Source organism: Chenggangzhangella methanolivorans (genome assembly GCF_019797865.1).
Classification (GTDB): Bacteria; Pseudomonadota; Alphaproteobacteria; order Rhizobiales; family Methylopilaceae; genus Methylopila; species Methylopila methanolivorans.
In genome coordinates this window covers 705,001-724,740 of record NZ_CP081869.1, presented here as the reverse complement: position 1 = coordinate 724,740, position 19,740 = coordinate 705,001, and the positions used below count along the sequence as shown (strand labels likewise).

General features: G+C 72.7%; 18 protein-coding genes and 2 pseudogenes. 16 read left to right on the top strand and 4 right to left on the bottom strand.

The annotated features are described in order from the left end of the window. Window positions 1-191 precede the first annotated feature (191 nt). Complete coding sequence (locus K6K41_RS03820; RefSeq protein ID WP_261403972.1) at window positions 192-515, bottom strand: hypothetical protein; 324 nt, start codon at window positions 513-515, stop codon at window positions 192-194. Here K6K41_RS03820 and K6K41_RS03815 point away from each other — a divergent pair. Continuing rightward, window positions 505-1,593: an ATP-binding protein gene (locus K6K41_RS03815; RefSeq protein ID WP_261403971.1), complete on the top strand. Its 1,089-nt coding sequence runs from the start codon at window positions 505-507 to the stop codon at window positions 1,591-1,593. The genes K6K41_RS03820 and K6K41_RS03815 overlap by 11 nt on opposite strands. On the opposite strand, the gene K6K41_RS03810 is transcribed toward K6K41_RS03815, so the two are convergent. Beyond that, window positions 1,583-2,080 carry a hypothetical protein gene (locus K6K41_RS03810; RefSeq protein WP_261403970.1) on the bottom strand — a complete coding sequence of 166 codons (498 nt, stop codon included), beginning with the start codon at window positions 2,078-2,080 and terminating at the stop codon, window positions 1,583-1,585. The genes K6K41_RS03815 and K6K41_RS03810 overlap by 11 nt on opposite strands. 689 nt (window positions 2,081-2,769) lie before the next feature. Between K6K41_RS03810 and K6K41_RS03805 the strand changes: the two genes are divergently transcribed. Continuing rightward, on the top strand, window positions 2,770-3,306 hold the full coding sequence (locus tag K6K41_RS03805; RefSeq protein WP_261403969.1) for a hypothetical protein: 537 nt from the start codon (window positions 2,770-2,772) through the stop codon (window positions 3,304-3,306). Beyond that, window positions 3,257-4,575 (top strand): annotated as a pseudogene (locus K6K41_RS03800) (DNA-packaging protein). Before K6K41_RS03805 ends, K6K41_RS03800 begins: the two are co-directional and overlap by 50 nt. A gap of 258 nt (window positions 4,576-4,833) precedes the next feature. Here K6K41_RS03800 and K6K41_RS03795 read toward each other — a convergent pair. Next, window positions 4,834-5,838: a DUF1236 domain-containing protein gene (locus tag K6K41_RS03795; RefSeq protein ID WP_261403968.1), complete on the bottom strand. Its 1,005-nt coding sequence runs from the start codon at window positions 5,836-5,838 to the stop codon at window positions 4,834-4,836. A 232-nt stretch (window positions 5,839-6,070) separates the two neighbouring features. Here K6K41_RS03795 and K6K41_RS03790 point away from each other — a divergent pair, with 232 nt between their 5' ends. The 3 genes and pseudogenes from K6K41_RS03790 to K6K41_RS03780 all read left to right on the top strand — a co-directional run bounded on the left by K6K41_RS03790 (window position 6,071) and on the right by K6K41_RS03780 (window position 9,460). Beyond that, window positions 6,071-7,231 carry a phage portal protein gene (locus K6K41_RS03790; RefSeq protein ID WP_261403967.1) on the top strand — a complete coding sequence of 387 codons (1,161 nt, stop codon included), beginning with the start codon at window positions 6,071-6,073 and terminating at the stop codon, window positions 7,229-7,231. Window positions 7,232-7,643: 412 nt separating this feature from the next. After that, the gene (locus tag K6K41_RS03785) at window positions 7,644-8,204 is read left to right on the top strand and encodes an HK97 family phage prohead protease (RefSeq protein ID WP_261403966.1); all 561 of its coding nucleotides are present in this window, start codon (window positions 7,644-7,646) and stop codon (window positions 8,202-8,204) included. A gap of 61 nt (window positions 8,205-8,265) precedes the next feature. Continuing rightward, window positions 8,266-9,460 (top strand): annotated as a pseudogene (locus K6K41_RS03780) (phage major capsid protein). Window positions 9,461-9,545: 85 nt separating this feature from the next. Here K6K41_RS03780 and K6K41_RS03775 read toward each other — a convergent pair. Further along, window positions 9,546-10,805: a hypothetical protein gene (locus K6K41_RS03775; protein WP_261403965.1), complete on the bottom strand. Its 1,260-nt coding sequence runs from the start codon at window positions 10,803-10,805 to the stop codon at window positions 9,546-9,548. A 215-nt stretch (window positions 10,806-11,020) separates the two neighbouring features. Here K6K41_RS03775 and K6K41_RS03770 point away from each other — a divergent pair, with 215 nt between their 5' ends. Genes K6K41_RS03770 through K6K41_RS03725 form a run of 10 tightly spaced genes read left to right on the top strand, consistent with a single transcriptional unit; the run spans window position 11,021 to window position 19,732 of the window. Beyond that, on the top strand, window positions 11,021-11,554 hold the full coding sequence (locus tag K6K41_RS03770) for a head-tail connector protein (RefSeq protein ID WP_261403964.1): 534 nt from the start codon (window positions 11,021-11,023) through the stop codon (window positions 11,552-11,554). Next, window positions 11,551-12,288, top strand: coding sequence for a tail completion protein gp17 (gene gp17 / locus K6K41_RS03765; RefSeq protein WP_261403963.1), 738 nt, complete (start codon window positions 11,551-11,553; stop codon window positions 12,286-12,288). Before K6K41_RS03770 ends, gp17 begins: the two co-directional genes overlap by 4 nt. Window positions 12,289-12,319: 31 nt before the next feature. After that, on the top strand, window positions 12,320-12,727 hold the full coding sequence (locus tag K6K41_RS03760) for a phage major tail protein, TP901-1 family (RefSeq protein WP_261403962.1): 408 nt from the start codon (window positions 12,320-12,322) through the stop codon (window positions 12,725-12,727). Window positions 12,728-12,750: 23 nt separating this feature from the next. Beyond that, the gene (locus K6K41_RS03755; protein ID WP_261403961.1) at window positions 12,751-13,107 is read left to right on the top strand and encodes a gene transfer agent family protein; all 357 of its coding nucleotides are present in this window, start codon (window positions 12,751-12,753) and stop codon (window positions 13,105-13,107) included. A 17-nt stretch (window positions 13,108-13,124) separates the two neighbouring features. Next, window positions 13,125-13,289 carry a phage tail assembly chaperone gene (locus K6K41_RS03750; protein WP_315855136.1) on the top strand — a complete coding sequence of 55 codons (165 nt, stop codon included), beginning with the start codon at window positions 13,125-13,127 and terminating at the stop codon, window positions 13,287-13,289. Next, window positions 13,282-13,788, top strand: coding sequence for a phage tail tape measure family protein (locus K6K41_RS03745; protein WP_261403960.1), 507 nt, complete (start codon window positions 13,282-13,284; stop codon window positions 13,786-13,788). Before K6K41_RS03750 ends, K6K41_RS03745 begins: the two co-directional genes overlap by 8 nt. A gap of 16 nt (window positions 13,789-13,804) precedes the next feature. Further along, entirely contained in the window at window positions 13,805-14,434 is a 630-nt protein-coding gene (locus K6K41_RS03740; RefSeq protein WP_261403959.1) for a DUF2460 domain-containing protein, read from the top strand. A 9-nt stretch (window positions 14,435-14,443) separates the two neighbouring features. After that, entirely contained in the window at window positions 14,444-15,319 is an 876-nt protein-coding gene (locus K6K41_RS03735; RefSeq protein ID WP_261403958.1) for a DUF2163 domain-containing protein, read from the top strand. Beyond that, on the top strand, window positions 15,312-15,764 hold the full coding sequence (locus tag K6K41_RS03730; RefSeq protein WP_261403957.1) for an NlpC/P60 family protein: 453 nt from the start codon (window positions 15,312-15,314) through the stop codon (window positions 15,762-15,764). Before K6K41_RS03735 ends, K6K41_RS03730 begins: the two co-directional genes overlap by 8 nt. Window positions 15,765-15,799: 35 nt before the next feature. After that, window positions 15,800-19,732, top strand: coding sequence for a baseplate multidomain protein megatron (locus tag K6K41_RS03725; protein ID WP_261403956.1), 3,933 nt, complete (start codon window positions 15,800-15,802; stop codon window positions 19,730-19,732). Window positions 19,733-19,740 lie beyond the last annotated feature (8 nt).

The following is a 19,740-nucleotide window of genomic DNA, read 5'->3' as shown; positions in this document are numbered from 1 at the left end:
GCGCGGCGCCTGGGCCCCGTCCGGCGTGTCGCCCGCGACGCCCGCCGAGATGGAGGGCTGGCGCAAGGACGTCGCGGCGCTGCTCGATCGGCGCGAGCGCAACGGCCGGCGCCTCGCCGATCTCGCAGCGCTCGACGCGCAGGCGGCCGAGCTGCGGCCCGAGCTTGCGGCGCTCGGCGCCGAAATCGGGCTCAAGGGCGTCGAGGACCTTTCGGCCCGCTGGGAGAACGGATCGAGGAGCGGCTCGCCGCGCTCGACGAGGTCTGGCGCGACGCGGCCGAGGCCGCCGCCGCCATCGGCGAGCTCGGCCGGCGGCTCGCCCGGCTCGAGGCCGAGGAGCAGGCGGCGCAGGCCGGCGCGGCCGCGCGCGCCGCGCTCTGGTCGTCGGCCTGCGCGGCCGCGGGCCTTGCGCCGGAATCGGCGCTTTCCGGCGCCGCCGCCGCGCTCGCCGCCTGGGACGAGGCGCCGGCGCTCATCGCCGAGCGCGAGGACAGGAGCCGGCGCGTGCGCGGCATCGTGCGGGACTCGGCGCTGTTTTCCGATCAGGTCGCCGAGCTCGTCGGCGCCGTCGCGCCGGATCTCGCCGACCTTGCGCCGGACGCCGCGGCCCGGCGCCTCAACGACCGCCTCACCGCCGCGCGCGCGGCCGAGACGCGCCGCGTCGAGACCTCGCGACGCCTCGTCGAAGCGCGGCGTTCGGCCTCGGCCGCGGCCGAGCGGCGCGCCGAAGCGAGCGCGGCCGTCGCTGCGGCCTCGTCGGCTTTTCCCGAAGGCGCGGACCTTCGCGACGCGCTCGCCCGCTTCGCCGCGCGCCAAAAGCTCGCCGAGACGCTCGCCGAGCGGCGCGCCCAGCTGCTGATGGCGGGCGAGCGGCCCGACGAAGAGACGCTGCGGGGCGAACTCGCCTCCTTCGATCCTGACGCCGCGCCGGCCGCGATCGAGGCGCTCGGCGCGGACGAGGCCCGGCTCGTCGCCGAGGACCGGGAGGTCTTCGCCGAGCTCACGGCCCAGCGCGCGCGCCGCGACGCGCTCGGGGGCTCGGCGGCCGAAGCCGCCGCGGCGCGCCAGCGGGCCGCCGGCGCCGCGCTCGCCCAGACGGCGCGCGATTGGGCGGTGCTGAAGCTCGCGAGCCTGCTGATCGGCGCCGCGGTCGAGCGCGCCGGAAGCGTCGACCGCAGCCCGACGCTCGAGCGCGCCGGCGGCCTGTTCGCGCTGCTCACCGGCGGCGCCTTCGAGGGCTTCGCGCAGGATTTCGAGAAGGACGAGCCGGCGCTCGTCGCGCGGCGCGCCGGCGGCGAGCGGGTCGCGGTCTCGGGCCTGAGCGAGGGCACCCGCGACCAGTTCTATCTCGCGCTGCGGCTTGCGGCGCTCGAAGACTACGCCGAGCGCGCCGAGCCCGCGCCCTTCATCGGCGACGACCTGTTCGCGAGCTTCGACGACGCCCGCACCGAGAACGGCCTTCGGGCGCTCGCCGAGGTCGGGGGCAAGATCCAGCCGATCCTCTTCACCCACCACCGGGCGGTGGTGGAGGCGGCCAAAGCCACGCTCGGCCCGGCGGTCGACGTGATCGAGATCGAGCCCGTCACGCGCTGAGCGCGCGGCGCGCGAAGGCCCGGACGCGGGCAGCGGCCGAGGCCGCCGCGCGCCAGGCCGCCGTGCCGCGCACCCAGGCGAGCGCGCGCTCGCGCAGCGCGACCAGAAGTCCGTAGCCGCGGGCGAACCAGCCGATCTCGAGCATGCGCGCCTTGCCGGCGTGGAAGATCCGCTCGCAGATCAGAAGGCTCGACAGATGCGCGGCCACGAGCGCGACGGCCCCTGTCACGAAATGGCCCTCGGCGATCCAGTAGAGAGCCACGAACTTGAACGGCTCGATGGCTGCGAACGGCACGGCGAGCAGCGCCAGCGCGCCGTAGGGCGGCAGGCCCGCGATCCAGTCGCCGATCCTCTGGAACAGTCTTAGGCCCGCGGCCCAGCCGATGATCGGGCGCACGAGCGGCCCGAACAGGGCGTCGAGCGCGTCATAGGCGAGCACGAGCGCCGCGACCGGAACGGAGAGGATTTTCTTGAGGAGGTCCCGCATCACGCCCCGATGCGCCCGGGCCGCGGCGTTTTGAGGGCGGGGCTCGACTGTGGCGAACTTGGGAGCAGGTCGATCCCCTTGTCGTCATGCCCGAGCTTTGCTCGGGTATCCACGACTTCGGCGTAGAGCTTCACGTCCCTAGGAAGTCGTGGATGCCCGGCTGCCGCCGGGCATGACGGCGGCGGGTGTGATCTGCGAATTCCGCCCTCCGTCATGCCCGAGCTTCGCTCGGGTATTCACGACTTTGTCGTAGAGCTTCACGTTCCTAGGAAGTCGTGGACGCCCGGCTGCCGCCGAGCATGACGGCGGCAGGCGTGATCTGCCAATTCCGCCACTCGTCATGCCCGAGCTTCGCTCGGGTATCCACGACTTTGGCGTAGAGCTTCACGTTCCTAGGAAGTCGTGGACGCCCGGCTGCCGCCGGGCATGACGGCGACGGATGTGATCTGCCAATTCCGCCCCCGTCATGCCCGAGCTTTGCTCGGGTATCCACGACTTTGGCGTAGCGCTCGACGCTCCTGGAAAGTCGTGGACGCCTGGCTGCCGCCGGGCATGACGGCGGCGCAGGAACAACTAAAAATCCTAAATAGGAAAAAAGTCATTGACAGCGTGACGCTGGTCGGGTAGGTTTCTTCCATGCTCCACAGTTGCGTCGAGGTCGCGGCGCTGTCCTGCGAAGGAGGCGCGGCATGACGGCCGATCGCCCGGTGAAACAGGCGTTGCACGGCGCGGCCGCGCGGTCCGTCGCCCAGAACGGCATTTCGCCGGATACCGTCGCCGAGGCGCGGCGGCTCTACGAGTCGAGCGCGCTGTCGATCGAGGCGATCGCGACGCGGGTTGGCGTCGGCCGGACGTCGGTGCGGCGGCTCGCGGAGAAGGGCGGCTGGCGCCGGCCCGCGGCCGCGCAGGCGCGAAAACGTCTCGTCGGCGCGATCCGCGAGAAGGCCGAGAAGGAGATCGTGGCCGCCGAGGCCGCCCTTGCGGGCGGCGGCGACGCGGGCCCGGCGGCGCGCACGCTGGCGAGCCTGGTGCGCACGCTGCGCGAACTCGCCCGCTACGACGAGGAGCAGGCGCGCTCAGATGGGCAGGGCCGCGCCGGCGGGCGGGCGGCTGGCGCGGACATGGTGGACGGCGAGGAGTTCGATGGCTTTGTCGCCGATCCTGACGCCTTCCGCGATGCGCTTGCGCAGCGTCTTGAGAAGCTTCGCGACGAACGCGGAACGTGACTCGCAGCTCGCCGCGCTCACCGCGCGGGACGTCGCGCTGATTGAAGGCGACTGGGCGCTCTGGGCGCGGCGGGATCAATGCCCGCCGGCCGGCGACTGGACCACGTGGCTCGTGCTCGGCGGCCGCGGCGCGGGAAAGACCCGCGCCGGCGCCGAATGGACGCGCGGCGTCGCGCTCGGCCGGCCGGGCTTTGCGCCCGCCGCCGGACGGATCGCCCTCGTGGCCGAGACCTACGCCGATCTTCGCGAGGTGATGATCGACGGCCCCTCGGGGCTGCGGGCGATCTGCCCGGGCCCCGAGCGGCCGCGCTACGAGCCGACGCGCAAGCGTCTCCTCTTTCGCAACGGCGCGGTGGCCCACGGCTTTTCGGCCGAGGACCCCGAGGCGCTGCGCGGGCCGCAGTTCGACGCCGCCTGGTGCGATGAGATCGGCAAGTGGCGACACGGCGAGGAGGCCTGGGACATGCTGCAGTTCGGCCTGAGGCTCGGGGCTCGGCCCCGGCAGGTCGCGACCACGACGCCGCGCGCGACGCCGCTGGTGAAGCGGCTGGTCGCCGACGGCGCCGTCGCGGTGACGCGCGCCGCGACCAAGGCGAACGCCGCCAATCTCGCGCCCGGCTTCCTGCAGGCGGTGGTCGGCGCCTATGCCGGCACGCGGCTCGGCCGGCAGGAGCTCGACGGCGAGCTGATCGAGGACCGCGACGACGCGCTGTGGTCGCGAGAGGCGGTGGAGCGGGCGCGGGTCGCCGCCGCCCCGGCGCTGCGCCGGATCGTGGCGGCGGTCGATCCGCCGGCCTCCTCGGGCAAGAGTTCGGACGCCTGCGGGCTCGTGGCGGCCGGTCTCGGCGAGGACGGGCGCGTTTATGTGCTCGCCGACGAGACGCTGCAGGGCGCGCGGCCGGAACTTTGGGCGGCGCGCGCCGTCGCGCTGTGGCGCAGGCTCGAGGCCGACGCGCTGGTCGCCGAGGTCAACCAGGGCGGCGAGATGGTGCGCGCGGTGATTTCCGGCGTCGATCCGTCGATCCGGTGATCGCGGTGCGGGCGACCCGCGGAAAATGGCTGCGGGCCGAGCCCGTGGCGGCGCTCTATGCGCAGGGGCGCGTCTCGCATGTCGGGCCGTTGCCGGCGCTCGAGGACGAGATGGCGGGGTTCGGGCTCGACGGCCTGTCGAACGGCCGCTCGCCCGACCGCGTCGACGCGCTGGTCTGGGCGGTGTCGCATCTGATGTTCGCCGCCCGGGGCAGGGGCCCGCGGGTTCTGGCGCTTTAGGAGATTTCGCCCGACGGCGCAGCCGCTCCGCCGTCATGCCCGCGCGGCGGCGCGGGCGTCCACGACTTTCTGGGATCGTCGAGCGCTACGCCGAAGTCGTGGATACCCGAGACAAGCTCGGGCATGACGGTTGAGGCGCGCGCGCCTGAACCGGAAGCGGCTTGAAAAAAATGCGCCGGCCGACCGGGGAGGGGTCGGCCGGCGCAGTAACGGAAGCCCGGCGGCGAATGCGCAAGGGGGTGTCCGCCGGGCCTCCGGTTACGCTTCGATCACGTCGACGATCTCGTAGGTGTCGGGGTCGACGATGACGATGAGGTCGTCGTCCGTGACGAAGTAATAGTAGCTCTCATATTCGGGCACGATCTCGACGATCGTGCTCGGCAGGCGCTGCGCCCTGATCTTGTCGCGCGGCAGCTTCACGCCGACCGAGAACGAGACGCCGACGCTCGACCGCGAGACCTTGGCGGACGAGCCGGAGCTCCTGATCGTGGTCTTGATCTTGGTCTTCTGCTCGGTCGAGACGCTGACCTTGGTCCTGGTGGAGGACTTCGACGACGCCTCGCCGCGGTCGCGGTCTCCGCCGGAACGGTCGCGGTCCCCGCCGGCGCGATCGCCGCCGCGGTCGCGGTCGCCCGACTTCTCGCCGCGGTCCATTCCGGACTTCTCGCCGCGATCCTTGTCCATGCCGGATTTTTCGGAGCCGGATTTTTCAGAGCCCGACGACATGTCGCCGGACTTGTCCTTGCCCGAGCCGTCCTTGCCCGAACCCGACTTCATGTCGGAGCCGCTTTTCATGTCGGAGCCCGAACCGGACGTCTCGGAGCCGGCCTTGTCGCCGCCCGACTTGCCCGAGCCGCTCTCCGAGCTCTTGCCGGAGCCGCTCTCCGAGCTCTTGCCCGAACGCTCGCCGCTGTCCGAACCGGACCTCGAGGTCGAGCCAGCGTCCTGACCCGACCCCTGGCCGGAATCCATGCGGCCGCCCGACGACGATCCGCCGCTTGACGCGCCGCCGTCGGACATGCCCGACGACGACCCGCCTGACGACGACCCGCCGCGTTCGGCGCCCGAAGACGAGCCGCCCGCCGAGGAGCCGGACGAACCGCCGCTCGACGACGAACCGCCGGACGAGTCGCCGCCGCCGCCGCCCGACGAGCCGCCGGACATCTCCTTGCCGCCGCCGCCGTCGCCCTTCTGGGCGAACGCGGCAGCCGGCGCCACAGCGATGGCGATCGCCGCGACGGTGGTCATGAGAAGATTTTTCATGGGAAGTCTTTGCCCTTCTGCGGCGGAGAAAAATCACCGCCGCCAAAGCGCGCCCTCGGGACCGCCAACGCGACCCCCGGGCGATCGTTCCGAAAAACATGTCGAAAAACACGCGGCGGACACAACGATCCATGCTGCGCCGCGGCGTGAATCCTGAGGCGTTTTCGCCCAACCGACTGACAACCCGAGCGGAACCGCGCCCGCCGCGCCGCCGCAACCCGTGAGAGCCGCCATGGCGTTCGGTTTCGCGCATTTGTTCGGCCGCCGCCGTGAGGCGAAGTCGCATCCCGCGGGGTCGCTCGTGGCGTTGCACGCCGGCGGCCGCGCGGTCTGGTCGGCGCGCGATCCCGCGACGCTCGCCCGCGAGGGCTACCCGAAGAACCCGGTGGTGCACCGCGCGGTGCGCATGGTGGCCGAGGCGCTCGGCGGCGTTCCGCTGGCGCTCTCCGAGGGCGACCGCGAACTCGACCGCCACCCGCTGCTCGACCTGCTCGCCCGCCCGAACGCCCGGCAGGGCAAAGCGGGGCTGCTGGAGGCGGTCGCCGCGCATCTGCTGACCGCAGGCGACGCCTATTTGGAGGTCGTCTCGATCGAGGGCGAGCCGCGCGAGCTTCATGCGCTGCGGCCCGACCGGATGCGGCTCGAGGCCGGGCCGGACGGCTGGCCGGAGGCCTACGAGTACCGGGTCGGCGCGACGGTCGTGCGCTACGACCAGCGGGCCGAGCCCGTGGCTCCGATTCTCCACCTCTGCCTGTTCAATCCGCTCGACGACCACTTCGGCCTGAGCCCGCTGGAGCCGGCGGCCGCGGCGGTCGACCTCCACAATGCGGCCTCGGCCTGGAACAAGGCGCTGCTCGACAACGCCGCCAGGCCGTCGGGCGCGCTGATCTACAAGGGTCCGGAGGGGCAGGGCCTCGCCGACGACCAGGTGGAGCGGCTGAAGGAGGAGCTGGAGGCGCAATTTTCCGGGGCCGCCAACGCCGGGCGGCCGCTGTTGCTCGACGGCGGCCTCGACTGGCGGCCGATGTCGCTCACCCCGCAGGAGATGGATTTTCTCTCCGCCAAGAATTCGGCCGCGCGCGAAATCGCGCTCGCCTTCGGCGTGCCCCCGATGCTTCTGGGCATCCCGGGCGACGCGACTTACGCCAACTACGCGCAGGCCAATGTCGCGCTGTGGCGCCAGACCGTGATCCCGCTGCTGGGGCGGATCGCGCAGGCGATCGCCAACTGGCTCTCGCCCGCCTACGGCGCCGAGCTGACGCTGACGCCCGACCTCGACGCCGTGGAGGCGCTGAGCGCGGAGCGGGAGTCGCTCTGGCGCCGCGTGACGGCGGCCGACTTCCTCACCGACGAGGAGAAGCGCGCGGCGGTGGGGTATGGGGCGAGAACGTGAGCAGGTCAGCGCCGCCGATCCTGCCGAGCCGGCGCGCAGTAGGCGTCTGGTCGAGACTTGCAGAGGCCGACTGCGTGCTTCGAGACACGGCCTTACGGCCGCTCCTCAGCATGAGGCCGGTTTGATTCCGCTCCAACGGTCGTGACGCTTCGACAGTCCTCATGCTGAGGAGGCCCGCAGGGCCGTCTCGAAGCATGCCGCGACAGGGTCGAGCGCGGCGTCTTCGCAGTGAACCTATTGCGGCGTGCGGATCCTCTCTTTCTTGTCCCGGACGTGATCCGGGACCCAGAACCGAGACGTGTCTCGATCAGGCTCCGCCGCCTCCGCGCTTCAGTCTGAGCGCCTGTCGGTTCTGGGTCCCGGATCAGGTCCGGGACAGGAGGTCCGCGGCTCCATCATCAGGGATCACCCCATGCCCAACCCGCTCTCCCGGGCGCGAACGCTTGCGCCTGCGCGCCGCCCCGCGCCGGAACTGAAGCGCCCGCCGCTGGCTCCGGCGGTCTCGGCCGACGGCGCGATCGAGGGCTACGCCAGCCTCTTCGGCGTCGTGGATCTCGGCCGCGACAGGGTCGAGCGCGGCGCCTTCGCCGCGAGCCTCGCCCGCCGCGGGCCGCGCGGAATCCGCTTCCTGTTCCAGCACGATCCGGCCGAGCCGATCGGCGCCTGGACGTCGATCTCCGAGGACGTCCGGGGCCTGCGGGTCTCGGGGCGGCTCAATCTCGCGGTCGCCCGGGCGCGCGAGGTGCATGCGCTGCTGCGGCAGGGCGCGCTCGACGGGCTTTCGATCGGCTTTCGCGCGGTGCGCTCGGTCCGCGAGGCAGCGGGCGTGCGCCGGCTCATCGAGATCGACCTCTGGGAGGTCTCGGTCGTCACCTTCCCGATGCTGCCCGACGCGCGCGTCGCGGCGGTCAAGCGTCGCGTTTCTCCCGCCGCCGCCCGGCGGCCCCACGCCAGAGAGGCAGCAGCCCGATGACCCTCGCCGATTTCTCCTCCCCCGAAACCAAGGCCGCCGAGGGCGCGCGTCGTCGCTCGAGGTGGTGACCGCCTTCGACGACTTCATGCGCGCCTTCGAGGCCTTCAAGGAGACCAATGACGAGCGCCTCGCCGAGATCGAGCAGCGGCTCTCGCCCGACGTGGTGACGAGCGAGAAGCTCGCCCGCCTCGACGACGCGCTCGACCGGCAGCAGCGCGCGCTCGACCAGCTGTCGCTGAAGAGCCGCCGGCCGCCGCTCGAGACCGGCGTTGCGCGCGACAGCGGCCGCGCCGAGCACAGGTCCGCGTTCGACGCCTATGTGCGGCGCGGCGAGGTCGCCTCGCTGAAGGGGCTGGAATCCAAGGCGCTCGTCGCCGGAACCGACGCGCAGGGCGGCTATCTCGCGCCCGACGCCACGGAGCGCGAGATCGGCCGGCGGCTTGCCGAAGTCTCGCCGATCCGTGCGATCGCGAGCGTCCAGGCGGTGACGGCTTCGGTCTATCGAAAGCCCTTCGCGACGGAAGGCTTCGCCTCCGGCTGGGCGGCCGAGACCGCGGCCCGCGCGCAGTCGGCGACGCCCGTGCTCGACGAGCTGACCTTCCCGGCCATGGAGCTCTACGCCATGCCGGCCGCGACCCAGACGCTGCTCGACGACGCCGCGGTCGACCTCGACCAGTGGATCGCGCAGGAGGTCGAGACCGCCTTCGCCGAGCAGGAGAGCGTCGCCTTCGTCACCGGCGACGGGATCACCCGGCCGCAGGGGTTTCTCACGCCGCCGAAGGTCGCGAACGGCAGCTGGTCCTGGGGCAATATCGGCTATGTGGCGAGCGGCGCCGCAGGAGCCTTCGACGCTGACGAGCCGGCCGACGCGTTGCTCGACCTCGTCTATGCGCTGCGCGCCGGCTATCGCCGCAACGCGAGCTTCGTGATGAACCGCCGCACGCAGGCCGCCGTGCGAAAACTGAAGGACGTCGACGGCCGCTATCTCTGGGCCGCCGGCCGGGGCAGGGGCCGCGAGCCTGCTGGGCTTCCCCGTGGTCGAGGCCGAGGCGATGCCGGACGTCGCGGCCGACGCCCATGCGATCGCGTTCGGCGACTTCCGCCGCGGCTATCTGGTGGTGGACCGGATCGGGGTGCGGATCCTGCGCGATCCCTACACCGCCAAGCCCTATGTGCTGTTCTACACGACCAAGCGCGTGGGCGGCGGCGTGCAGGACTTCGACGCCATCAAGACGCTGCGCTTCGCGGCGAGCTGAGGCGTCGGAAAGGGACGCGCCGCAGGATCGATCCCCACCCTCTCCCGCACGCGGGGGAGGGACGGAGACGGCGGCGCGTCGCGTTCTACTTCGGCGTCGCGATGTAGAAGGTGTCGACGGCGTTGTAGCCCTCGGTGAAGGCGATCACGCCGCCGCTCACCGAGCGGTCGCCGACATAGGGCAGGTAGTAGTCGGCCCCGCCGCGCGCGACGCGCAGAACCTTGCCGCCGGGCTTGGCCACGAAGAACACGTCCTGGTGGTTGCCGTTTCCGTCGACATAGAACGCGGTGAAGGCGAGGCCGCTCGCGTCGACGCCGAAGCCCGGGCCATAGCCGTTGCCCACGAAGGTGTGGAACGTCGTGGCGGCGCCCGGAACCTTGGTCTTCGTCGTGACGAAGGCCAGGGCCTCGTCGAGCGTCCTGGGCTTGAAGATGCCCGAATAGCCGTCGGCCGGCTGGTCCGACAGGACGGCGATCTCGCTCGACGTGTCCGAGGCCGAGGCCGCGGAGTTGCGCACGTGAACGCCGCTCGAGCCGCCCTGCAGCCGCGTCATGTTGTCGATGAGGTCCGTGAAGCCGTCGCCCGCCTGAAAATAGGCGTTCGCCCCGCTCACCGGATCGAACAGTCCGCTGGCGTAGAACTGAAGGCTCTTCTTCGCCACGAGCGGGCGCGAGAAGTAGCCGAAATAGCCCGGGACCGGCCCTGAGGGCGAGCGGGCGTCGAGCTCGGTCTCGGCCGAATAGATCACGGTCTTCAGGCTCGAGCCGTCGATCTTGGCCCTGAAGACGCCGGTCGCCCCGTTCGGGTCGACGCCGAAGAACGCAACCGTCTTGCCGTTGGTCGAGGCCCAGCGGATGTCCTGGAACACGAGCCCGCCGGCCTTCGGGATCGGCGTCTTGCCGTTCGCGATCAGCCGCACGCCGCCGCGCACGTTCGCGGTGTAGAGGCCGTTCGTGTTGTCGGCGTCGCGGGCGAAGAACACCACCGTCTCGCCGCCGATCAGCGTCGGATATTCCGAGCCCGTATTGCCGAAGGCCGTAAACTTGCCCTTGCCGGCCGGCGCCTTGGTCTCGAAGCCCGCGAGCTTGCGGATCTTCTTGGTCGAGATCTGGTAGCTCCAGATCCCGTCCTGCGGGCCTGCGCGATTGGTCCAGACGACGAAATCGCCGGAGATCGCAGGCGGCCCGAAGAGATTGAAGGGCGTGCAGGGATCGGGCGGCAGATCGGGCCGGCAAAGCCCCTTGAGCGGCGCGGTGATCTTGAAGTCGGCCGCCGCGGCGGCGGAGCCGAAAAGCGCAAGGAGCGCTGCAGCGAGCGCTGCGCGCCGACCGGAAATGCGGATCATGAGGCGCTCCCCGAACGATCCCGTGGTGACGTTATCAAGTGCTGACAAGTCGTATCGCCGAACGCCAAAGCATTCGGCGTCGACATGCTCGCAAACATTACCACTCTGTATTGTGCAAGACAATCGATCGGCTTCGGCCTGTCGGGTTTATTTGCGCGCCATGTAGTCGAATACCGCGCAGGCGCTTCGTCATCATCAAAAGTCATGAGGATCTCATGCCCGCCGTGCTTTTGAGCGCGCCCGCGGCCGAACCGATCGGCCTGTCGGACGCCAAGGCTTTCCTGCGCCTCGACCACGACGCCGAGGACGCGCTCGTTGGCGATCTCATCGCCGCGGCGCGCGACCAGGTCGAGCGCCTCACCCGCCGGGTGCTCGTCGCCCAGCGCTGGCGGCTCGACATCGCGGTTCCGGCCGACGGCGCGCCCGTGCTGCTGAAGCCGCGCCCGGTGCGCGAGGTCGAGGAGGTGCGGATCCGCCGTCCGGGCGGCGCGCTCGAGGTTCTGGACGAGGCGCTCTGGCGCTTCGACTGGGCGGGCGAGCGGCTGACCTTCGCGGCCTCCGTTCCGCCGGGCGCGCGGGTCGAGATCGATCTCGCGGTCGGCTATGGCGAGCCCGACCAGGCGCCGGAGTCGCTGCGGCTTGCGGTGCGCCGGCTGACCGCGGAAGGCTTCGAGCGGCGATCGGGCCGCGACGGGCCGCCGGCCGACGTCTGCGGGCTCGTCGAGCCCTACCGGGACATGCGGCTGTGAGCGCGGCGGCGACCCCCGGGCTCCTGCGCCGCAGGATCTCGATCGAGCGCCCGGCCGACGCCGACGACGGCGCCGGCGGCGTGACGCGCGGCTTCGCGCCGCTCGCGACCGTCGCGGCGAGCCTTGAGCCGCTCTCGGCCGAGGAGGCGGCGGCCGGCCGCGCGCTCGGGCTCAACCGCCTGTGGCGCGCGACGATCCGCGGGCGGGGCGACCTCACCGGCGGCCACCGCGTCGCCTGGCGCGGCCATGTGTTCGACGTGCTCTCGGTCCCGCCCGCTCGACGCAGACGGGCGTTTCGAGGAGCTGCTCTGCGAGGAGACCGGCGCATGAGTTCGGCCGCGCTTTCCCTGCGGGCCGCGGTCCGCGGGCGCCTTGCGGGCGACGCCGCGCTTTCGGCGCTCACCGGCGGCCCGCGGATCTATGACGAGCCGCCGCGGGGAAGCCTGCCGCCCTACGTCGCGCTCGGCCGCTGCGAGAGCCAGGACGCGTCCGGCGACGGCGCGCCCGCCGAGGAGCATGCGCTGACGCTCGAAGTCTGGTCGCGCGAGGGCGGGCTCTCGGAGGCGCTCAGGATCGCCGACCGCGTCGTGCGGCTGCTCGACGACGCCGATCTTTCGCTCGACGGCGCGCGGCTCGCCGGCCTCGCCTGGCGCGCGACGGAGGCCGACCGCGTCGCGGAGGCGGGCCTTCGCCGCGCGACGCTGACGTTCCGGGCCGTCACCGAGCTCGCCTGACCCATCGACCCCACGCCATCGGAGATCCCTCATGGCCATCCAGAAAGGCAAGGACCTGCTCGTGAAGGTCGCCGACGGGGCGGGCTTCGCGACCGTCGCGGGGCTGCGCTCGCGCCGGCTCGCCTTCAATTCCGAGACCGTCGACGTCACCCATTCCGAAAGCGCCGGCCGCTGGCGCGAGCTTCTGGCCGGGGCCGGCGTGAAACGGGCGAGCGTCGTCGGCGCGGGCGTCTTCCGCGACGGCCCGTCGGACGCGCTGGTGCGCGGGCTCGTGTTCTCCGGCGACGTCGCCGAGTTCCAGATCGTGATCCCGGATTTCGGACGGATCCAGGGGCCGTTCCAGGTCGTCGGGCTCGAGTTCCGCGGCGAGCACGCGGGCGAAGTCACCTACGACCTCTCGCTCGAAAGCGCGGGCGAACTCGCCTTCTCGGCGCTATGACGCCCGACTTCGAGGAGCTTCCAATGCCAGCCAATCGCCGCCGCGGCGAGGTCGAGGCCGTGTTCGACGGCAGGCCCTGCCGGCTCGCGCTCACCCTCGGCGCGCTCGCCGAACTCGAACACGCCTTCGCGGTCGCCGACCTCACCGCGCTCGCGGAACGCTTCGAGACGGGGCGTCTCTCGGCGCGCGACGTCACGACGATCTTGGGCGCGGGGCTGCGGGGCGGCGGCGCCGATCTTTCCGACGCCGACGTCGCGCGCCTGTCGCACGAGGAGGGCGCGGCCGGTTTCGTTCGCGCGGTCGCCGACCTGCTGCGCGCGACCTTCGGGGCCGGGGAGGGCGGCCCGGCGGGCCAAAACCCTTTCCCTGGGACGAGCTGAGCGCCGTCGGACTCGGCGTGCTGAAGCTCGCGCCGCGCGACTTCTGGCGCGCGACCCCGGCAGAGATCGCGGCGGCGGCGCGAGGGCTCGCCGGCGCGGCCGGCGCCGTCGCCCCGCTTCGCCGCGGCGAGCTTGAGCGCCTGATGACGACGTTCCCCGACGCGGAGACACGACATGGCTGAGGGCGAAGCGATCGCCGTGACGATCGAGGTCGAGGCCTCGGCGCTTCGACGCGAACTGACGGAGGCCGAACGCCTCTCCCGCCGCTTCGGCTCGGCGCTCGGCGACGCGCTGGAGGCCGGCGTCGTGCAGGGCTCCTCGCTCTCGGAGGTGCTGCGGGGGCTCAGCGCGCGGCTGTCCTCGATCGCGCTGTCGGCGGCCCTGAAGCCGGTCGAGACCGCGTTCGGCTCGATCTTCTCCGGGCTGACCCGCGGCCTGTTCGGCGGCGCCTCGCCTTTCGGCGCCGCAGGCCTCGCCGCGCCGCAGGGCGTCTCGACCGCGCTCGCCTCCGCTTCGCCCGCAGCCGTCGCGGCGCCTGCGCCTCAGTCGGCGCCGCAGGCCGGCCATGGCGCGATCACCGTCAACATCTCGACGCCGGACGCCGAAAGCTTCCGGCGCTCGGAAGTCCAGGTCTCGGCCGCGCTCGCCCGGGCGGTGGCGCGGGGCCGGCGCGGGCTTTGATCAGGGAGGGCCGCAGGTGAGCCCCTTTCACGACGTGCGCTTTCCGACCGACATCGCGCGCGGGGCGCGCGGCGGGCCCGAGCGGCGCACCGAGATCGCGACGCTCGGCTCAGGGTTCGAGGAGCGCAACGCGCTCTGGGCCCATTCGCGACGGCGCTGGGACGCGGGGCTCGGCGTGCGCACGCTCGCCCAGCTCCAGCAGGTCGTCGCCTTCTTCGAGGAGCGGCGCGGGCGGCTCGTCGGCTTCCGCTTCAGGGATCCGCTCGACCATTCCTCGGCGCTTCCGGGCGTCGGCGTGGAGCCCGCCGACCAGCTGCTCGGGGCAGGCGACGGCGAGACCCGGCGCTTCGCGCTGCGCAAAACCTATGGCGGAGCGTTCGACCCCTATCGCCGGCCGATCCGCAAGCCGGTGGCCGGCACCGCGAGGGTCGCGGTCGGGGGCGTCGAAACCACGGCGTTCGCGCTCGATCTCTCGAGCGGCGAGGTCGTGCTCGACGCGGCCCCGGCGGACGGAGCGCCGGTCTCGGCGGGCTTCGAGTTCGACACGCCGGTGCGCTTCGACGCCGATCGGCTCGAGGTCGACCTCGCGGCTTTCGGCGCGGGCTCCGCGCCCTCGGTGCCGCTGATCGAGATCCGGCTCGCCTGAAGGACCCCCATGCGCCACATCCCCGAAGCGCTCGCCGGGGCGCTCGCCTCGGGCGTCTCCACGCTCGCGCGCTGCTGGCGGCTCGCCGCGTCGCCGGGGCGCCCACCCCGCGGCGCGCCACGGCGACGCTCGGGACGCTCGGCCGACGGCGCGCGCTCCTTCGCGACCGGCTCGTCGCGGCCTCGGCGGCGCGAAGCCTCGCTCGGCCTCGGCGTCGACGGGCTCGAGGTCGTGGGCGCGCTCGACGACGCCGGGCTCACCGACGCCGATCTCGCCCGCGGCGCCTATGACGGGGCGCGCGTCGAGCTGACGCTCGTCGACTGGGAGGACGTCGAAAACCGCGTGACGTTGTTCTCCGGCGCGCTCGGCGAAGTCGCGCGCGAGGGGCGGGGGTTCACGGCGGAGCTTCGGAGCCTCGCGCATGCGCTCAACCAGCCGCGCGGCCGGCTCTACCAGCGCGCCTGCGACGCGGCGCTGGGCGACGCCCGCTGCAAGGCGGATCTGACGCTCGCCGAGCATCGGGCCGAAGGCGTCGTGACGGCGGTCATCGGCGTCCGCGGGCTGACGGCGGACGCGCTCGACGGGCGCGGACGTGCGTTCGAACGCGGCCGGCTCATCTGGACCAGCGGCGCCAATCAAGGCGCCGCCGCCGAGGCGCGGCGGCACGCGGACGGCTTTCTGGAGCTCGCCGAGGCGCCGCCGGCGCCGATCGCCGAAGGCGACGGCTTCATGGTGACGGCGGGTTGCGATAAGTCTTTCGAAACCTGTCGAACGCGCTTCGACAACATCCTCAACTTTCGAGGATTTCCGCAGATGCCCGGCAACGACTGGCTCACCCGCCAGGCCCATCAGGGCGACGATCTCGACGGCGGCCGCCTTGTGTGAGGATCGACCGCCGCTCGATCCCCGCTCGGCCGCCGTGGCGGCGGCGGCGCGCGAGTGGATCGGCACGCCCTACCGCCATCAGGCGAGCCTGAAGGGCGCAGGCGCGGATTGCCTCGGCGTCGTGCGCGGGGTGTGGCGCGAGCTGATCGGGCCCGAGCCCGAGCCGCCGCCGCCCTATGCGCGCAGCTGGGCCGAGGACGGCGCGGGCGAGCTCGTGCTCGCCGCGGCGACGCGCTGGCTTGTCCCGGCGGCAAGCGACGAGATCGCGGCCGGCGACGTGCTGCTGTTCCGGGTCTTCCGCGGGACGGTCGCCAAGCATTGCGGGATCGCGACCGGGCGACGCGCCATGGTCCACGCCTATGACGGCCATGCGGTCGCCGAGACCGCGATCCCGGACGTCTGGGTCCGGCGCCTCGTCGCGCGGTTCCGCCTGCCGGGCTTCTGAGAACCCCCTTGTCTTCCAGCCGAAAGGCCTCTCTCATGGCCGTACTCGCGCTCACCGCCGCAGGGGCGGCGATCGGCGGGGCCCTGCTGCCCGCCGGCGTCTCGATCCTCGGCGCGACGTTGTCGGGCGCGGCGATCGGCGGCGCGATCGGCGGGCTCGCGGGCTCGGCCATCGACCAGGCGCTGCTGTCGCCGACCGTGAAGGCCTCGGGCCCGCGGCTGCAGGACCTGTCGGTCACGACCTCGACCGAAGGCGCGCCGGTGCTGCGCGTTTACGGACGAATGCGCGTCGGCGGCCAGGTCGTCTGGGCCTCCAAGCTCCGCGAGGACAAGGACGTCGAGCGCAGCAAGGGCAAGGGCGGCAGCGTCGAGCAGACGACCTACTCCTATTTCGCGAGCTTCGCCGTCGGCCTCTGCGAGGGACCGATCGACGGGATCGGCCGAATCTGGGCGGACGGCGAGGCGCTGGAGACCGACGGCTTCGAGATGCGGCTCCATCGCGGGACGGAGGGGCAGCAGCCCGATCCGAAGATCGTGGCGGTCGAGGGCGCCGAATACGCGCCGGCCTATCGCGGGCTCGCTTATCTGGTCTTCGAGGAGCTGCCGCTCGAGCGCTTCGGGAACCGCGTGCCTCAGATCACCGTCGAGGTGATCCGCCGTCCCGCCTCCGACCGGCCGGCGCTCGAGGATCTTGTGACCGGCGTGACCCTGATCCCCGGCGCGTCCGAATTCGCCTACGCCACCGACGTCATCGAGCGGCAGGCGGGATACGGGACCTGGGAGGCCGAGAACGCCCACACGGCCGACGGCCGGTCGGACCTCGCCTCCTCGCTCGACGAGCTCGCGACCGTCGCGCCGAACGTTCGGCATGTCTCGCTCATCGTCGCCTGGCACGGGACGGATCTGAGGATCGGCCACTGCCGCATCGTCCCGAAGGTCGAGGGGCTGCTGAAGCAGACCCGGCCGTGGGAGTGGCGGGTCGAGACCATCAAGCGCGCCGACGCCGAGCGGGTCTCGCGCATCGGCGGGGCGCCGGCGATCGGCGGCGCGCCCGCGGACCGGGCGGTCCATCAGGCGATCCGGGAGCTCAAGGCGCGCGGCTTCAAGGTGATGCTGACGCCCTTTGTGATGATGGACGTGCCTCCGGACAACGGCCTGCCGGACCCCCATGGCGCGCCCGAGCAGCCGCCCTATCCCTGGCGCGGCCGCATCACCTGCCATCCGGCGCCGGGGCGGCCCGGCTCGCCCGACGGGACGCCGGCGGTCGCGGGCCCGGTCGAGAGCTTCTTCGGGACCGTGACGCCCGAAAACTTCGGCTGGAGCGAGGATCTGAAGGCGGTGACCTACAACGGCCCGCCGGCCGAGTTCTCCTACCGCCGCTTCGTGCTCCACTGCGCGCGCCTCGCGGCCGAGGCCGGCGGGGTCGACGCCTTCCTGGTCGGCACCGAGCTCGTCGAGATCACGCGGCTGCGCGACGGGCCCGGCTCCTATCCTGCGGTCGGGGAGCTTCGGCGGCTCGCGGGCGACGCGCGCGAGATCCTCGGGCCGGCGACGCGCATCGGCTATGCGGCGGACTGGAGCGAGTTTCCGCCGCACAGGCCGGCGGACGGGTCCGGCGACCTTCATTTCCATCTCGACCCGCTCTGGGCCGACCCGGACATCGACTTCGTCGGGGTCGATTTCTACGCCCCGCTCGCCGACTGGCGCGACGGCGACGGACATCTCGACGCGCTCGCGGGCTTTTCGGGTCCGCGCGACCAAGACTATCTCGACGCCAACATCGAGGGCGGGGAGGGCTTCGACTGGTTCTACGACGCCGCCTCCGACCGCCGCGACCAGATCCGCACGCCGATCCTCGACTCCGCCCATGGCGAGCACTGGGTGTTTCGCTCGAAGGATTTCCGCAGCTGGTGGGAGAACCCTCATCACGACCGCCCCGGCGGCGCGCGCGCGGCCGCGCCGACCGGCTGGGTCCCGGCCTCGAAGCCGATCGTGCTGTGCGAGATCGGCTGTCCGGCGATCGACAAGGGCGCGAACCAGCCGAACGTCTTCGTCGACGCCAAGTCGTCGGAATCCGCGCTGCCGCATTTCTCGTCCGGTCGGCGCGACGATCTCGGCCAGCGCGCCGCGCTCGAGGCGCTCATCCGGCATTGGAGCCCGGAGAACGGCCGTAACCCGGTCTCCCCGCTCACCGGCGAGCCGATGATCGATCCGGCCCGCGTCTTCGTGTGGACCTGGGACGCGCGGCCGCCCTCGGCCTTTCCGCTGCGTTCCGACGTCTGGACGGACGCGGCCAACTGGCGGCTCGGCCACTGGATCACCGGGCGTCTCGGCTTCGCGGCGCTTCGCGACGTCGTCCGCGACCTCGCCGGCGGCCTGGGCGCGCCGCTCGATCTCGACGATCTCGAAGGGCTGGTGCGCGGCTACGCCATCGACCGGGTGATGAGCCCGCGCGAGGCGATCGAGCCGCTCCTCGACGCGTTCGGCGCCAAGGCCGCGGCCCGCGGCGGCGCGATCGCGATCTGGAACCGACCCGACGCGCCGGTCGCGACGCTCACCCCCGACGACCTCGCCGAGGCGGGCGGCGGGCGGCCGGCCTTCCGGCTCGTCCGGGCGCAGGCTTCCGAGATCCCCGAGACGCTGAAGCTGCGCCATGTCGATCCCGACCAGGACTATCGGCAGGGCGCGGTCGAGGCGCGGCGGCTCGCGGGCGAAGGCCGGGCGGTCGCCGAAGCCGCCTTCGCGCTCGCGCTGACGGCCGGCGAGGCGCAGGGGCTCGCCGACGCGCTGCTGATCGAGGCCTCGGTCGCGCGCGAGACCGGCGCCTTCGCGCTGCCGCCGAGCCGGCTCGCGCTGGAGCCCGGCGACCTCGTGGCCTTTGCGGCGGCCGGCCGCACGACGCTGTTCCGGCTCGACTCGATCGGCGAGGAGCATGTCCGGCCGGTTCGCGCGGTCCGCGCCGATCCGGACGTGCGCGACGCCGCGCCCGAGGAGCCGGTCCGCCGACCCCCGCCCCGAAAGGGCCGCCCGACCGAGCCGCTGTTCGAAGCGCTCGACCTGCCGTTGATCGACGGCGAGGCGCCGCACGCCCCGCGGCTCGCCGCGGGCTCCAAGCCCTGGAGCGCGGTCGCGGTCTATCGTTCCGACGACGGCGACGCCTATGGGCTCGACGCCATTCTGCGCCGCCCGGCGGCGATCGGCCGGCTCGCCGCGCCGGCGCCGCGCCACGACGCCGGCCGTTTCGACCTGACGAACGCGCTCGACGTCGAGCTCGCGCCTGACCAAACGCTCGAAAGCCGCAGCCGCAAGGCGGTGCTGAACGGCGCCAACCTCGCTGCGCTGCGCGGAGCCGGCGGCGTCTGGGAGGTTCTGCAGTTCACGACCGCGAGCCTCGTCGCGCCCGGCCGCTGGCGGCTCGAGGGCCTGCTGCGCGGCCAGTTCGGCACGGAGGACGCGGTCGGCGACCCCACGCCGAAAGGCTCGGCCTTCGTGCTGATCGACGCCCGCATCGGCGTCTCGGGCGTCGGCGAGGATCGCCGCGGGCTCGATCTCGTCTGGCGGGCCGGGCCTGCCTCCCGGCCGCGCGACGACGCGACCTACGCCGCGCGGGTCGAGCGCATGGGCGCCCGCGGCCTGCGGCCGATTTCGCCCGTGCGGCTTGCAGGGCGACGCGATCCTCTGACCGGAGACGTCACGCTGTCCTGGATCCGCCGCACCCGCGTCGGCGGCGACGATTTCGACGCCCGCGAGGTGCGGCTCGCCGAAGAGCGCGAGGCCTATGAGGTCGAGATCCTCTCGGCCGGGGTCGTGGTTCGCACGCTTGGCTCGGAGGCTCCTTCAGCGCTCTACGCCGCCGCGCGGCAGACGGCGGATTTCGGCGCGCTTCCGGCCGTGATCGAGGTCGCGGTCCGCCAGCTCTCCGCGACCGTCGGGCCGGGACTTCCCGCCCGCGCGACGCTGCTCCTCTGACGAACCCC